This window comes from Micromonospora rubida, from assembly GCF_009908295.1.
Taxonomy (GTDB): Bacteria; Actinomycetota; Actinomycetes; order Mycobacteriales; family Micromonosporaceae; genus Micromonospora; species Micromonospora rubida.
In genome coordinates, this window is sequence record NZ_JAAALO010000002.1 from 754068 (window position 1) to 769698 (window position 15631).

General features: G+C 73.1%; 12 protein-coding genes. 4 read left to right on the forward strand and 8 right to left on the reverse strand.

The annotated features are described in order from the left end of the window. Nucleotides 1–72: 72 nt before the first annotated feature. Together GVV04_RS07930 and GVV04_RS07935 are read left to right on the forward strand one after the other, a co-directional pair. Complete coding sequence (locus tag GVV04_RS07930) at nucleotides 73–1353, forward strand: TrkH family potassium uptake protein (protein WP_201753182.1); 1281 nt, start codon at nucleotides 73–75, stop codon at nucleotides 1351–1353. A 28-nt stretch (nucleotides 1354–1381) separates the two neighbouring features. Beyond that, nucleotides 1382–2011 carry a potassium channel family protein gene (locus GVV04_RS07935; protein WP_328822291.1) on the forward strand — a complete coding sequence of 210 codons (630 nt, stop codon included), beginning with the start codon at nucleotides 1382–1384 and terminating at the stop codon, nucleotides 2009–2011. Between the two features lie 4 nt (nucleotides 2012–2015). Here GVV04_RS07935 and GVV04_RS07940 read toward each other — a convergent pair whose 3' ends face one another. From GVV04_RS07940 to GVV04_RS07970, 7 genes are all read right to left on the reverse strand, one after another. Continuing rightward, entirely contained in the window at nucleotides 2016–3677 is a 1662-nt protein-coding gene (locus GVV04_RS07940) for a serine/threonine-protein kinase (protein ID WP_161686071.1), read from the reverse strand. A gap of 70 nt (nucleotides 3678–3747) precedes the next feature. Further along, nucleotides 3748–5301 (reverse strand): fused MFS/spermidine synthase, encoded by a 1554-nt coding sequence (locus tag GVV04_RS07945; protein ID WP_161686073.1) that lies wholly within the window; start codon nucleotides 5299–5301, stop codon nucleotides 3748–3750. A gap of 36 nt (nucleotides 5302–5337) precedes the next feature. Beyond that, on the reverse strand, nucleotides 5338–6300 hold the full coding sequence (locus tag GVV04_RS07950; RefSeq protein ID WP_407938778.1) for a coiled-coil domain-containing protein: 963 nt from the start codon (nucleotides 6298–6300) through the stop codon (nucleotides 5338–5340). 363 nt (nucleotides 6301–6663) lie between these two features. Continuing rightward, nucleotides 6664–7473, reverse strand: coding sequence for an inositol monophosphatase family protein (locus tag GVV04_RS07955; protein ID WP_161686075.1), 810 nt, complete (start codon nucleotides 7471–7473; stop codon nucleotides 6664–6666). Further along, nucleotides 7466–7918 (reverse strand): response regulator, encoded by a 453-nt coding sequence (locus GVV04_RS07960; protein ID WP_161686077.1) that lies wholly within the window; start codon nucleotides 7916–7918, stop codon nucleotides 7466–7468. The genes GVV04_RS07955 and GVV04_RS07960 overlap by 8 nt, the downstream gene beginning before the upstream one ends. Continuing rightward, nucleotides 7915–9654 carry a sensor histidine kinase gene (locus tag GVV04_RS07965; protein WP_328822261.1) on the reverse strand — a complete coding sequence of 580 codons (1740 nt, stop codon included), beginning with the start codon at nucleotides 9652–9654 and terminating at the stop codon, nucleotides 7915–7917. The genes GVV04_RS07960 and GVV04_RS07965 overlap by 4 nt, the downstream gene beginning before the upstream one ends. Continuing rightward, nucleotides 9651–10895, reverse strand: coding sequence for a PP2C family protein-serine/threonine phosphatase (locus tag GVV04_RS07970; RefSeq protein ID WP_407938768.1), 1245 nt, complete (start codon nucleotides 10893–10895; stop codon nucleotides 9651–9653). The genes GVV04_RS07965 and GVV04_RS07970 overlap by 4 nt, the downstream gene beginning before the upstream one ends. A 229-nt stretch (nucleotides 10896–11124) precedes the next feature. Here GVV04_RS07970 and GVV04_RS07975 point away from each other — a divergent pair, with 229 nt between their 5' ends. Next, the gene (locus tag GVV04_RS07975; RefSeq protein WP_161686079.1) at nucleotides 11125–13563 is read left to right on the forward strand and encodes a M28 family peptidase; all 2439 of its coding nucleotides are present in this window, start codon (nucleotides 11125–11127) and stop codon (nucleotides 13561–13563) included. Nucleotides 13564–13779: 216 nt separating this feature from the next. Then, nucleotides 13780–13947: a hypothetical protein gene (locus GVV04_RS07980; protein ID WP_161686081.1), complete on the forward strand. Its 168-nt coding sequence runs from the start codon at nucleotides 13780–13782 to the stop codon at nucleotides 13945–13947. A gap of 138 nt (nucleotides 13948–14085) precedes the next feature. Here the strand turns inward: GVV04_RS07980 and GVV04_RS07985 are convergent, their stop codons facing one another. Further along, the gene (locus GVV04_RS07985; protein WP_328822263.1) at nucleotides 14086–15597 is read right to left on the reverse strand and encodes an MFS transporter; all 1512 of its coding nucleotides are present in this window, start codon (nucleotides 15595–15597) and stop codon (nucleotides 14086–14088) included. Nucleotides 15598–15631: the final 34 nt, after the last annotated feature.

The window sequence follows — 15631 nt, forward strand, 5'->3', positions numbered from 1 at the left end:
GAAAAGGAAGATTGGCTGGTGCGCCGGTTTTTCCGTCATCCCGTGCGGCTGGTGCCGCTCGGGTTCCTGGCGATGATCATGATCGGCACCGTCCTGCTGATGCTGCCGGCCGCGACCAACGAAGCCCGCTACACCCCGTTCACCACGGCGCTCTTCACCTCCGCCTCGGCAGTCTCCGTCACCGGCCTGACCGTGGTCGACACCCCGGACTACTGGAACGGGTTCGGATTGGTGATGATCACCGTGCTGACCCAGGTCGGCGGGCTCGGCATCCTGACCGGCGCGACCCTGGTGATCCTGGTGGTCGCCCGGCAGCTCGGGCTGCGCAACCGGCTGCTGGTGCAGGCCGAGACCGCGGAGTTCGGCGTCGGCGACGTACGCCGGCTGCTGCTGCGCATCGCCGCCACCGTCGGCGCCTGCGAGGCGGTGATGACCGCCGTCCTCGCCGGCCGGTTCTGGCTCGGCTACGACTACCCGCCCGGCCGGGCGCTCTGGTACGGCCTCTTCCACGCCGTGCAGGGGTTCAACAACGGCGGGTTCGCGCTCTTCTCCGACAGCCTGATCGGTTTCGCCCGGGACCCGTGGATCTGCCTGCCGATCGCGTTCGGCACGATCGTCGGCGGGCTGGGCTTCCCCGCGCTGTTCGAGGCGACCCGGGAGTGGCGCCGCCCGGGCCACTGGGCGATCGCCACCAAGCTCACCGTCTGGGGCAGCGCGGCACTGCTGGCGGTCGGCTTCGTCGGCCTGCTGGCGGCCGAGTGGTCCGACCCGCGCACCATCGGCACGTACGACGTGCCCGGCAAGATGCTGGCCGTCTTCACCCAGGACGCGGTGCTCCGCACCGGCGGGTTCGCCACCCTCGACATCGCGGCGCTGGACGAGGAGAGCGTTCCGCTGCTGATCGCTCTGATGTTCATCGGCGGCGGCAGCGCCAGCACCGCCGGCGGGATCAAGGTCTCCACGTTCTTCCTGCTCGGCTTCGCCATGTGGGCCGAGCTGCGCGGCGAGCCGGACGTCACGGTGGGCCGCCGCCGGGTGGCCACGGCGAGCCTGCGGCAGGCGCTGACCGTGGCGCTGATCAGCGTCGCGCTCGTGGTCGGCGGCACGGTCGTCCTGCTGCTGCTGACCGAGGGACTGCCCTACCACCGGGCGCTGCTGGAGGTGACGTCGGCGTTCAGCACCACCGGCCTGTCCACGGGCGTCGCAACGACCGTCGCCGACCCGGAGAGGCTCGTCCTGACCCTGCTGATGTACGTCGGCCGGGTCGGACCGCTCACCCTCGGGTCCGCGATCGCGTTGAACACCCGACGACGCCTGTACCGCTACCCGGAGGAGCAACCCATTGTCGGTTAGGAACACGGACGACAAAGGAATCGTGGTGATCGGTCTCGGGCGGTTCGGCTGCCACCTGGCCACGTCGCTGACCCAGCTCGACCACGACGTGCTCGCCATCGACCGCGGCGCCGGCCAGGTGCAGAGGTGGTCCCAGTACCTGGACCGGGTGGTGCAGGCGGACGCCACCGAGGAGGCAGCGCTGCGCCAGCTCGGGGTGACCGGCTTCCGGCGGGTGGTGGTGGCGATCGGCGCCTCGGTGGAGGCCAGCGTGCTGACCGTCCTCGCGCTGACCGAGCTGGGCGTACCGCAGATCTGGGCCCGGGCGACCTCGGACAAGCACGCCAAGATCCTCGGCTCGGTCGGTGCCCATCATGTGATCTTCCCGGAGGCGGAGACCGGTGAGCGGGTGGCGCACCTCATCGTCAGCAAGATGCTGGACTTCATCGAGTTCGGCGACGACTTCGCCATCGCCAAGGTCCGGGTGCCGGAAACCCTGGTCGGGCGGCCACTGCGCGAGCTGGCCCTGGCGGACCGCTACGGGGTGATGGTGGTCGGCGCGAAGCTGCCCGGTGAGCGGTTCCGGTACACGGACCCCGCCACCGTGCTCACCGCGGGCAGCGTGCTGGTCGTGGAGGGGAGCGTCGCCCAGGTGCAGCGCTTCGCCTCGCTGACCTGACCGGTCACTTGCCCTTGGCCTTGCCGGCCTTCTCGGCCTTCGCAGGCTTCGCGGGCTTCTCGGCCTTCGCGGGCTTCGCCTTGGACCCGCCACCGGAGCCGCTTCCGCCCGAGGAGCCCGAAGACCCGGCACCGGCCTTCGCGACCGTCGCCTTCTTCTTGGTGGGCTTCGCCGGGGCCTTGGTGGTCGGCACCGACCCGGCCACCCCGGAGACCTGCACCCGGCAGGCCGCGCCGCCGAGGCGGAACTCCACCGGCAGCGGATTCGTCCCCGTGTACCGGCCGGCGAGGGCGAGCTTGCGGGCGGCGCCGGGGGCCAGCGCAGCCTGCGTCGCGGCGGGCCGGACCTCGACGGTGCGGCCCTGCTGCCGGACAGCCGGGTCGGCCTTCGTCACCGTCTGCTGGCCGGGGAAGGTGAAGCTCATCGTCCAGTCCCGCAGCTCGCGGTCGCCGCTGTTGGTCAGGGTCAGCTCGGCCGAGAAGTCCTTGCCGGAGTCCCTGCGCAGCGCGTAGTCGACGGCGCAGGTGGGCGGCCCGGTCAGCCCCATCCGGGCCTCCGTGGGCTGGTCCACGCCGCCGCTGGCCGGGCTGCGGGAGGTCACCCCCCACATCGTCGCGGTCACCGCGACCAGGCCCGCCGCCGCCACCCCCGCCTCGACCCTGCGCCGCCGGGTGGCGGCCCGGCGGCTGCGGGTACGCCCGGAGAACGGCAGCGCGTCGGTGTCGGTCGACCAGGGCAGGATCGTGGTGCCGGCGTTGGCCAGCGCGGCCGGGTCGAGCTGGCTCCCGTCGACCGCCCCGGGGGCCGGCGACACCGGCACCGCAGCCAGCATCCCGGCGGCCTCGGCGAGCGTACGGGCCACCTCGGCGGTGGCCGGGCGGTCCACGGGGCTCTTGGCCAGGCAGCGGCGCACCAGCCCGGCGACCTCGTCGGGCAGCCCCGGCACCGCCGGCATCGGCTCCGGTTCGGCGTACATGTGCGCGCGGAGCATCTGGGTGGTGGTGCTCGCCTGCCAGGGCAGCCGGCCGGTGAGCATCCGGTACAGCAGCAGGCCGACGGCGTACACGTCGGTGGCCGGGGAGACCTGGCCGTTGTCCAGCCGCTCCGGCGCCAGGTACGCGGGGGTGCCGAGCAGGGTGCCGTCCGGCCCCTTCTCGCTCTCCCCGGTCAGCGCCGAGATGCCGAAGTCGACCACCTTCACCCCGGTCGAGGTGAGCATGACGTTGCCCGGGGTCACGTCCCGGTGCACCACGCCCCGGGCGTGCGCGGTGGCCAGCCCCGAGGAGACCTCCGCACCGATCGTCACCGCCTCCCGCCAGGGCAGCGTGCCGTCCCGGCCGAGCCGGGCGCTCAGCGGGCCGCCGTCGATCAGCTCCATGACGACGTACGGGACGGTCAGCCCGACCTGCTCGGACTCGCCGTAGTCGTACACTCCCGTGATGTTGGGGTGGCAGAGCCGGGCGGCGGCCTGCGCCTCGATCCGGATCCGGTGCCGGAACGCCCGGTCGCTGGCCAGCCGGGAGGCGAGCACCTTCACCGCCACCTGCCGGCCCAGCACCTCGTCGTACCCTCGCCACACGACGGACATGCCGCCCGCGCCGAGTTGCTCGATCAGCCGGTATCGCTCACCGAGCAGCTGTGCGCCGTTACGGACCGCTCCACCCATGGTCGGAGTTTTTGCCCGACCCGGGCATTCCTAACCCTTGGCGGCCAGATTCGGTCGACCAATCACCCGATCAGGCGGTCGCGAGCAGTTGGTCCACCGGGGCGTAGTCGTCTGTGAGCACCAGCGCGTCGCCGACGAACGCGGCCAGCACCTCGCCGGAGAGCACGCCCGCCGCCTCGGGCAGCCCGGACACCCGCTGTTGCAGCGGGGCCAGCGGCAGCGGCGCGTCGGAGGCGACGATGAGGAAGTTGGACCCCACCAGCCCGGCGACCGCGTCGGGCGGGGCGACCAGGGCGACGTGCCGGAACGCGGCGGCGACGGTGGCCAGCTCGCTGCGGACGAACCGGCCGGGCGGGTAGTCGATGACGTTCTGCACGTAGATCCCGCCCGGGCGCAGCACCCGGTCGACCTCGTCGGCCATCTCCCGGGTGGCCAGGTGCCAGGGCACCACGAGGTGCCCGAAGGCGTCGCCGACCACCAGGTCACGGCTGTCGGTGGCCTCCCGGCCGATCAGCATCCGGGCGTCACCGATCTCGGCGCGCAGGCCCGGGCCGGAGCGCACGCCGAGCTTCTCGCGGTCCAGCTCGACCAGGCCGCCGTCGATCTCGAAGACCAGGTTGCCGGTGCCGGGCCGGGTGGCGGTCAGGTAGCGCGGCACGGTGAAGCCGCCGCCGCCCAGGTGCAGGGCGTCCAGCCGCTGCCCGGCCGGCGCGGCCACGTCGGCCGCCGCGCCGATCCACTGCGTGTACGCGTACTTCAGGTAGGTCGGGTCGTTCAGGTCGACGTACGAGTGCTGGGCGGAGTTGAGCAGCAGCGTCCGCCCGGACGGGCGATCCGGATCGGTCTCCACCGACGCGCAGTGGTACGCCGTCTCCACGTCGCACGGGTTCGGGGCGACCGTGGTCAGCCCTGCCCCGACCAGCCCCAGCACCGCCACCGCGACCTTCGCCCGGCCGGGACCGGGCAGCCCGGCACGCCCCAGCCGGTGCAGGTACGCCCCCAGGCCCAGCCCGGTGACGCCGAGCAGCACCGCCAGGGCGAGCACGATCGCGGTGCTGGGCAGCGCGGCCACCAGCACGAACCCGGTCGACAGGGTGGCCGTGATGCCGCCGAGCGTGCCGATGCCGGAGAGCCGGCCGACCACCTGACCGGTGCGCCGCAGGTCGGCGAGCTGGAGCTTGACCACCAGCGGGGTGACCGCCGAGAGCAGCGCCGCCGGCACGAACACGGCGAGCGCGGTGAGCAGCAGGACGGCGCTGGCCGCCCCGCCGCGCAGCAGCTCGCCGGCGTACCGGACGACCGGGAGGGTGATCGCGGTGGCGATGCCGGCGAGCACCAGCGCCGGGGCGATCAGGGTGCGCGGGTCCCGCCGGTCGGCCAGCCAGCCGCCGGTCCACGCCCCGTACGCGATCGCGGCCAGCGCGATGCCGATGACGGAACTGGTGACCTGGAGGGTGACCCCCACGTAGGGGCCGACCAGGCGCAGCGAGACGGTCTCCAGCACCAGCACCGCGCCGCTGGAGAGGAAGACCAGGAACGCGGCGAGACCGTTGGGCAGGGCGTGGCCTGCGGGCGACGCGGGCCGCGCCGGCTCCACCGCGACGTCGGAGGATGAGCTGCTCACCGTCGCGATGGTACGCAGCGGACCGGGCAGTCCGGGTCAGTACATCGAGAGATGAACATGGTTCGTGTGGTCGGCGGCGGGACTGCCGCTGCCGCCGTACGCCCGCCATCCGGTGTTCGGCGTCCAGATCTGCCGGTACCAGATCACGTAGAGCACCCCGAGCCGGCTGGCGTTGTTCTTGTAGTAGCTGGCCAGGCTGTCGCCGTACGCCTTGTCGCCGCCGCTGGCCGTCTCGTCCTTGAAGCCGCTGGTGGCGGCGGCGAAGTCGCAGGCCCGCCCCTTGGGGTGCTCGCCGCCGCCGCCGCTGCGGTGGCAGGAGACGTACCGCTTGTAGCCGGCGGCCTTGGCCTGTTGCATGGCGTGCAGGGTGCGCGGGGTGATGCAGCCGGAGGTGGTCGGGTCGTTGACCGAGCAGGACTCCGAGGGCCAGGACCCGTCGGAGTTGCGCGGGGCCGGCTTCGCCGAGGAGGAGCCGCCGCTGAACCCGGCGCCGCTGCCGGAGCTGACCGCCGCCAACGCCTTCTCGGCCTCCTGCTTCTTCTTCGCGAGCGCGGCGAGCTGCTTCCGCTGCTCGCGAACCTCGGTGTCGATGCCGATCTGGGCGCGGGTCGCCTCGTCCCGGGCCTGGGCCAGGTCGCGCAGCCGGCGGCTGTCCCGCTGGGCCATCACGTCCAGCTCGGCGGCGCGACGCAGGAACGACTCCGGCGACGCGCTCTGCAGCAGCAGCGCCGGGGCGCTCACCCGCCCCATTCGGTACGAATGCACGGCCACCTCGCCGACCTGCACGGTCAGCTCCACCAGCCGGGTCTCCACCGCCTTGAGCTGGCCGGTCAGCAACTGCTGCCGGCGCTTGGAGTTGTCCAGCTTCGCCTTGGCCTCGATGTGCCCCTTGGCCGCGGCCTCCAGCGCATCGCGGAGCTGCTTCGTCCCGCCCTCGTTCGGTTCGGCCGAGGCGGGCACCGCGCCGACGCCGAGCAGCAGCGCGACGGCGACCAGCAGCACGGTCAGCGGCCCTCGGCCGCGACGGCCCGGCAGCGCGGTCAGCGGCCCGTTGCCGCGGCGCCGGATGAGGCTGGTACTGGGCACGGGCAGCGTCCCTTCCCTCGACCGCCGGCCCGGTCGTCCTCGGCACGGCGGCGTCCTCCACCGGCGCCGGGTGGCGGCCTGCTGGGCGGAGACCGCCGGTCAGGATACCGGACCGGCGGCCGGCCGCCAGCCCCGCGACATCGCCAGATGACGATGTCGATGCAGCGTCGCCAACCGGCCGCGAATCGGGTCGGTCGGACCGGCCGGATCGCCGCCCGGTCGTGCAGCGGGTCGGGCAGGCCGGCAGGGTCGCCGACCCGCCGCGAAGCGGGCCGGTCAGCCCATGCCGAGGGCGTCGAGGGCCTCGGCCCAGACCTGCTCGTTCGCGGCGACCAGCAGGCCCCGGCCCCCATCGGCCGGGTGGTACTCACTGCCGTCGAACCGGCGGGCCACCCCGCCGGCCTGGCGGACCAGCAGCACCCCCGGGGCGTGGTCCCAGGGCAGGGTTCGCCAGAAGAGCACGAACTGCTGGGAGCCGACGAGCAGGTCAAGATATTCCCGGCCGGCGCAGTGCTGGCCGGGCAGCAGCTCGCCGATTCGTTCCCCGCCGGCCTCGGCACGCCGCCGGGCCTCCGGCGACAGGAACCGGGTCATCGCGGTGCCGCGCAGGCTGCCGAGCGGCGGCACCTCCTCGGCGGTGCGCACCGGGCCGCCGTTCACGAGGGTCCCCTCGCCCGCCCGGGCGACGGCCAGCGTTCCCGCCAGCGGGTCGAGCACCCACGAGGCGACCGGCGCCCCATCGGTCAGCAGCGCCACCATCAGGGCGAACGGCCGCTTCCCGGCGGCGAAGTTGGAGGTGCCGTCGATCGGGTCGACCAGCCAGACGTCCCCGTCGTCGCGCAGGTGATCCAGCAGGCCCGGGTCCTCGGCCGCAGCCTCCTCGCCGACCACCAACGAGCCGGGGCGCAGCCGGCGCAGCCCGGCGCTGATCAGCTCCTCGGCCCGCTGGTCGGCGACGGTGACCAGCTCGCCGGGCGCCTTCTCGGCGACGTCGGCGACGTCCAGCTTTCCGAACAGTGGCAGCACGACGTCCGCCGCGGCCCGGTGCAGCAGCTCCGCGACATCGTCCAGCAGGGTGTCAGCCACGCGGCGGCAACTTCACCACGCTGACGAAGAACTCGTCGATCTGCCGGACCACCGAGATGAACTGCTCGAAGTCCACCGGCTTGGTGACGTACGCGTTCGCGTGCAGCTGGTAGCTGCGCAGGATGTCCTCGTCGGCCTGGGACGTGGTCAGCACCACCACCGGGATGCGGCAGAGCTGCTCGTCCTGCTTGATCTCCTCCAGCACCTCCCGGCCGTCGCGGCGGGGCAGGTTGAGGTCGAGCAGGATCAGGTCCGGCGCGACGGCGTCCGCGAACTGACCCTCCCGCCGCAGGTAGGCCAGCGCCTCGTCGCCGTCGGAGACGACGGTCAGCCGATTGCGCAACTTGTGCTCCTCGAACGCCTCCTGGGTCATCAACACGTCACCCGGGTCGTCCTCGACGAGCAGGACCTCGATCGGGCTCCTGCCGTCCGCTGGCGCGGTCATGTCATCGTCTCCTTGACGCCCGAGGCCTCGTCGGCCGTTTCCGCCCGTGACCCGCCCTGACGGGGCGGCTCCACCCCGGCAGCGCCCTCGACTGCCGGGTCCGCCGCGGCGGCCAGCTCACCGGCGTCCGCCGCCTCGCCGGCCGGGGCCTCGGCGGCCTGCTGCTCGACCGCCCGCGCCGCCTCCACGTCCTCGGGCAGGGCCGGCAGGGTGAACCGGATCGCGGTGCCCTCGGCGGTGTCGGTGTCCACCCAGACCCGGCCGCCGTGGTACTCGACGATCTTCTTGACGATCGCCAGGCCGATGCCGGTGCCCGGGTACGCGTCCTTGGAGTGCAGCCGCTGGAAGATCACGAAGATCTTGTCGGCGAACTCCGGCTCGATCCCGATGCCGTTGTCCTGGCAGCGGATCTCCCACTCGTCGTCGACCAGCCGCGCGGAGACGTGCACCTTCGGCGGCACGTCCGGGCGGCGAAACTTGATCGAGTTGCTGACCAGGTTGGCCAGCAGGTTGGTCAGCAGCGGCTCCTCACCGCGAATCGTGGGCAGCTCACCCCAGGTCAGCTCGGCATCGGCGTACTGCCGGGCGGACTCGGTCTGCCCGGCCACGTCGCCCATCACCTTGTTCAGGTCGACCTCGGTGAAGCCGGTGGTGAGCCGGCCGATCCGGGAGAACGCCAGCAGGTCGTTGATCAGGCGCTGCATCCGCTGGGCGCCGTCCACGGCGAACGCGATGTACTGGTCGGCCCGCTCGTCGAGCTGCCCCGCGTACCGGCGCTGGAGGAGCTGGCAGAAGCTGGCCACCTTGCGCAGCGGCTCCTGAAGGTCGTGCGACGCGACGTACGCGAACTGCTCCAGGTCTCGATTGGAGCGGACCAGCTCCTCGGCCTGCTTCTGAAGCTGGCTGTTGACCCACTCGATGCTCTGCCGGGCCTCGCGCACCTCCGCCAGGTCCTTGGCGATCTTCTGGCGCATCGCGTCCACGTCGCCCGCGAGCTGCTGGAACTCCGGGGGGCCCGAGCCGGCGATGCGATGCTGGTAGTCGCCCTCGGCCACCTCGCGGACCTGCTCGGCGAGGCTGGTCAGCGGCCGGACCACCATCCGGTTCAGCGAGTTCAGCAGCACCACCCCGGCCGCGACCACCACCAGCGCCGCCGCGATCAGCAGCATCACCAGGATCGAGCTGGTGCGGTAGATGTCGTCCGCGCCCTTCTCCCGCTGGTCGAGGATGCCCTGCTGGAGCTCGGCCATGGAGGCCCGGATCGCGTCGAAGCGCTGCCGGGCCTGGTCGGTGATCAGCGCCTGCCCGGCCGCCGTGCCGTCCCGCTCGGTGGCGACGACCACCGGCTCGGCGATCGTCCGCCGCCAGTCGGCGGCCTCGGCCTTGACCGTCCCGAGCTGCCGGGCCAGCGCCGGGTGGACCTCGATCAGGGGCTCCATCGACCGGTAGAGCTGCTGCTCCCGCTCGCTGCCCGCGTTGTACGGTTCGAGGTCCTCGCGGTCGCCGGTGACCGCGTAGCCGCGCATCGCGGTCTCCTGGTCGACCAGCACGCTGAGCAGTTCCTGCGACTGGATGCGCAGCGGGCCGGTGCGGTCCAGCAGCGTGTGGATGTGCTCCCGGTTCTTCGCCGCGACGGCGATCTCCGCCACGACCGAGGCGCCGAGCAGCACGCCGACCACGACGAGCAGCGCGACGACCCGCCGGTGCAGGGTCCAGCTGTGCGGCCTCGTGGTCACCGGCCACCGCCCCGGGTGAGCAGGAGCATGGCGACGTCGTCGGCGAGCGGCCCCCCGTTGATCTGCTCCGCCCGCCCCACCAGCCAGGCCGGCAGCTCGGCCAGCGGCACGGCGAGGTTGCCCGGCTCGCCGAGCAGGTCGGTCAGGCCGGCGACGTCGAGCCGTTCGTCGCCGTCGCCCACCCGACCCTCGATCAGGCCGTCGGTGTACATCAACAGGGACCAGTCATCGGTGTCGAACTCCAGGTCGAAGGCTATGGGCCGGCGCGGTCGGACGCCGAGCAGCAGGCCGCCCGGCGCCGGCACCGGCGCGACCTTACCCCCGGACAGCAGCAGCGGCGGCGGATGCCCCGCGAGCCGCACCGTGGCGGCGTTGCGGGCCAGGTCGAGCCGGGCGGTGGCCACCGTGGCGAAGATCTCCTGGAGCCGGCGCTCGCTCATCAGCACCTGCTCCAGGGCGGGCAGCACCTCGTCGTCGGGCACCCCGGCCAGCACCAGGGCCCGCCAGGCGACCCGGAGCTCCACCCCGAGGGCCGCCTCGTCCACCCCGTGCCCGCAGACGTCGCCGACGATGAAGTCGACCCGGTCCGGCCGGGTCTGCACCACGTCGTAGAAGTCGCCGCCGATCAGCGCCGCGTGCCGGCCGGGGCGGTAGAAGGTGTGCACCGCGACCTGGTCGGTCGACATCAGCGGCTGGGGCAGCAGGCCCCGCTCCAGCCGGGCCGACTCGGCCTGGCGCAGCTCCACCTCGCGCAGCCGCCGGGCGTTCTCGTCGGCCCGCTTGCGTTCCACGGCGTAGCGCAGCGCCCGGGTCAGCAGCACGCCGTCGACCTGGCCCTTGACCAGGTAGTCCTGTGCGCCCTCGGCGACCGCGACGATGCCCAGGTGCTCGTCGGAGCGGCCGGTCAGCACGCACACCGCGGCCCCGCTGGACATGTCCAGCACCTGGCGCAGCCCGTCCAGCCCCTGGGCGTCCGGCAGGCCGAGGTCGAGCAGGACGCAGTCCACGCCCATCACCCGCTGGCGGGCCTCGCTCAGGCTGCTGGCGACCGACAGCTCGATCATCGAGTTGGTCTCGGCGAGCAGCTCGCCGACCAGGAAGGCGTCGCCCTCGTCGTCCTCGACCAGAAGCACCCGTAGCCGCTCGCCGGGCGGCAGGTTGGGGTGCCGACCGAGGCCACCGTGCGGGTACGGCCCGACGGAGGGACCGGCAGAACCGGACCCCCGGTACGGCCGGGTCACCGCCGCGAGGCGCGGAAGATCGCTGGTGATGTCGGGCTCCTTCCGAGTGCCCTGCTGATCCTGTATTAGACAACGGTCGCACACAAACCGACGGGCTCGGCACGGGCGGCATGCCCTCCGTCACGAACCCGGCGGGCAAAGGGAACAAGTGACCCGACGGGCAGTCCCGCCGCAGGCTCCGGCGGTGCAGGATGGTGCCCCACCCTGGCCACACCCCCGAGGAGACCCCGTGGGCGCACCGCCCCCCACCCGCGCCGCCGACCGGGCGTTGACCCGGCCCCGCCGCCGGTCGCTCGCCGCCCTGGCCGCGCTCGCCGCCCTGCTCGCGGTCGGCAGCACCGTCGCGTACGACCTGGCCACCCCCGACCCGACCCCCGCCGACGCCCCGGCCGACACGTTCAGCGCCGGACGGGCGTACCAGAACGTGCAGGCCATCGCGGCCCGGCCGCACCCGGCCGGCAGCCCGGCCAACGACCAGGTCCGCGCGCACGTGGAGACGGTGCTGCGCGGCCTCGGCCTGGAGACCACGGTGCAGGACACCGTCGCCGAGGAGGCCGGCCAGCTCAGCGGGGCCGCCGCCGGGGCGACCCTGGCCCGGGTCCGCAACGTCGTCGCCCGGCTGCCCGGCACCGACCCGACCGGGAAGGTGTTCCTGGTCGCCCACTACGACTCGGTGCAGTCCGGGCCCGGCGGCAACGACGACGCGGCCGGCACCTCCACGATCCTGGAGGTGGCCCGGGCGCTGGCCGCCGGCCCCCGCCCCCGCAACGACGTGGTCTTCGTGCTCACCGACGCCGAGGAGGCGTGCCTGTGCGGGGCGTCCGCGTTCGCGGCGGACCACCCGCTCGCCGCCGACGGCGGGGTGGTGCTCAACCTGGAGGCGCGCGGCTCCACCGGCCCGGTGATCATGTTCGAGACGTCCCGGGACAACGCGAAGCTGGTGGACGTCTTCGGCCGGGCCGCCCCGCACCCCGTCGGCACCTCGTTCGCGGTGGAGATCTACCGGGCGCTGCCCAACGACACCGACTTCACCGCGTTCCTCGACCGGGCCGGGTTCGTCGGGCTGAACTCGGCGTACATCGACGGCGGGGCGATCTACCACACCCCGCTGGACACCCCGGCCGCGATGGACCGGGCCAGCCTCCAGCAGCACGGCGACAACGCGCTCGGGCTGGCCCGCGAGTTCGGCCGCACCGACCTGACCGACCTGCGCTCCGGGCACGACGCCACGTACTTCCCGGTCCCCGGCGGACTGGTCCACTACCCCAGCTGGCTGGTGCTGCCGCTGGCGCTGGCGGCGCTGGTCGCCGTGGCCGCGCTCGGCTGGCTGGCCCGCCGGCGGGGCCGGACCACGTACGGGCGGCTGGCCGCCGGGTTCGGGCTGGCGCTGGTGCCGATCGTCGCCGCCCCGCTGGCCGCGCAGCTGCTCTGGGCGGGGATCACCGCCGTGCGGCCCGGCTACGCCGAGCTGCTCGACCCGTACCGGCCGACCTGGTACCGGCTCGCGGTGGTGGCGCTCGCCGCCGCGATCCTGGTCGCCTGGTACGCGCTGACCCGCCGCCGGATCGGCCCGGCCGCCCTGGCGATCGGCGGGCTGGGCTGGCTGGCCGTGCTCGGCGTGGTGCTCGCGCTGCTGGTGCCCGGCGGGGCGTACCTGACGACCCTGCCGGCCCTGGCCGGCGCGGCGGCCGGGCTGATCGCGCTGGGTACCCGGGTCGACGGCCCCTGGCCGGTGGTCGCGGCGACCCTGGCCGGCGCGGTCGCCGTGGTGATCCTGCTGCCGATCGTGGTGCTGCTCTTCCCGGCGCTCGGCATGGCGATGGGCGGCGTCGCGGCCCTGTTCGCGGTGCTGCTTGGGCTCGCCGCGCTGCCGGTGCTGGACCTGCTGCACCCGGAGGCCGGCGGGCAGCGCGGCCTGGTCGCGGCCCGGGCCCGCCGGGCGGGCGCGCTGCCGGCCGTCGCCGCCGGGCTCGCGGCGGCGGTGTTCGCCGGGGTCGGGCTCTCCGTCGACCGGTTCGACGCCGCCCACCCGGTGCCCACCCACCTGATGTACGCCCTGGACGCCGGCACCGGGCAGGCCCGCTGGCTCAGCCGCGAGACCGACCCCCAACCCTGGACCGACGGGTACGTGGACGGGGTGGCCGAGGTCGGCGACTTCCCCGGGCTGGGTGACGCCGAGCTGCGGGGCGGCCCGGCCCAGGCGGCGAACGTGCCCGCGCCAAAGCTGGACATCCTCGCCGACACCGGCTCTGGCTCTGGCTCTGGCTCTGGCTCGGGTTCCGGCACCGGCACCGGCACCGGCACCGGCGAGCGGCGCACCGTGCGGGTGCGGCTCACCCCGCAGCGGCCGGTCCGGCTCGCCACCCTGCACGTCGACGGCGCGACCGTCGTGGAGTCGGCGACCGTGAACGGGCGGCGGATCGACGGCGACCGGCCCGCCGACGACGCGGCCTGGGGCTTCGGGGTGGTCTTCCACGCCCCGCCGCCGGAGGGGATCGAGATCACGCTGGTGCTCGCGCCCAACTCCCAACCGACGACGCTGCGCGCGATGGACGCCAGCGACGGCCTGACCGCCATCCCCGGCTTCCGCCCCCGCCCGCCGGGCGTCGGCGTGGTCGGCTCACACAGCTCGGAAATGCTCGCGGTGGCCCGCACCTACCCCCTCTAGACCCAACACCGCCACGCAAATTCACGGAAAGAGGGGCCATTCCGCGCGGAATGGCCCCTCTTTCCGTGAATTTGGCGCGGGGTGGTGCACCCCCCGGGCTGGTCTACCGCCTGGTGTGAGCACTCGCCTTCAGGGTGTAATGCCCTCGTGTCGAGACTTCCCGCTCCGTCCTTCCACTACTACCTGCGGTTCCCTCTGTGGCTTTTCCTGTTGCCCGTGTTCTTGTTCGCCGGTCTTCCCGCCCTGTTGTTGTCGGGCCAAGGCAATCTGGGCGCAGCCTTCCTGATCCTCGTGAGCAACATTTACGCGCTCCTCCTCGGCCGCATGCTCCTCGCCAGACAACTTCTCAAGGAGGGAAAGGTGAAGCCTGAGGATCTGTCCTGACCGGCCTGCCCAACCGCTGACGGCGATGGCACTGTTCGGGGCGCGCCCTATGCCTACTGGTCCTTCACGAACCTACTGGTCAAAACTCGGGCGTAGCCGGTGCACCACATCGTTGATGATCGGCAGGAGGCGTTCGGCTCAGGCCAGCGCGCGGGCGACCTCGCTCCCCGGGTCGTCGCTGGCGTCCCGCCGGGACGGGTCAGCGGCCTTCCCGCCGCGCCTGGGCGAGGTCTCGCCACGCACGGGGATGAGGGCGGCGATCACGGCAGCCGCCACCGCGACGCCGGTGCCGATGAGGAGAGCGACGCGCAGGCCGGACAGCGACGGCAGCGGGTGACCGCCGAAGTCGGTGGTCATCTGGGCCAGCACCACGCCCATGACGGCTGCGGCGATCGCGCTGCCGACCGAGCGCATGACCGAGTTGAACCCGTTCGCCGCACCGAGCTCGTGGTGCGGCACGGCCCCCATGATGAGCGCCGGCATCGCGCCGTAGGCCAGACCGACACCGGCGGCGCAGAGGATCGTCACGACCAGCAGACCCCACGTGGAGCCGAGCAGCGCCTGCGCGGAGCCGTAGCCGATCGCGATGGTGAGCCCGCCGAGCGCCAGGGTGACCTTGGCGCCGAAGCGGGCGGTGATCTTCGCGCCGACCGGCGAGAACGCCATCATGAACACGCCCGCCGGAGCCATCCACAGGCCCATGGCGACCATGGACTGGCCGAGTCCGTAGCCGGTCCGGGTGGGCAGTTGCAGGATCTGCGGGATCACGAGCGACTGCGCGTACATGGCGAAGCCGACGAGGATGGAGGCGGCGTTGGTCCAGAGCACCTGCGGGCGCGCGGTCACGCGGAGATCCACGAGCGGGTGCGGCGTACGCAGCTCCCACCAGCCCCAGACGAGCAGGATCACGACAGCCGCCACGAAGAGGCCGAGCACCGTACCGCTGGACCAGCCCCAGTCGGACCCCTTGGAGACGGCGAGGAGGAGGCACACGAGGGCGGCGCCCAGGCCGAGCGCGCCGAGCAGGTCGAAGCGACCGCGCTCCTCCGCGTCGGGCCGCACCGCCGGGATCAGGGTGGCGACCAGGACAGCGATGAGAACGCTCATGCCCGCGGTGACCCAGAAGAGCACCCGCCAGTCGGCGTTCTCGGCGACCGCGGCCGCGAACGGCAGACCGAGCGCGCCACCGACGCCCATCGAGGCGCTCATGAGGGCGATCGAGGAGTGCAGGCGGCGCGGCGGCACCACGTCCTTGAGCAGGCTGATGCCGAGGGGCACGATGCCGATTCCCAGGCCCTGGAGGCCGCGGCCCACGACCATGGGCACGACCGACGACGACAGGGCGCAGACGGCCGAGCCCACGACCATCGGTGCCGTCAGGATGAGGATGACGCTGCGCTTGCCGTACATGTCGCCGAGCTTGCCGGCCACGGGCGTTGCGACCGCGCCCGTGAGCATCGTGATGGTGATGATCCACGAGGCGTTCGACGCCGTCGTTCCCAGCATGGTCGGGAGCTGGGCGATGAGTGGAACGACAAGCGTCTGCATGATTGCGGCGACGATGCCTGCATAGGCAAGGACGGCGACGACGCGCCCCTCGTGCGCGGCAGACGGGATTCGCTTCAACAAAACTCCTCGTGTGGGATGCACTACACATGCATCCTACATGCTATATGTATCCTGC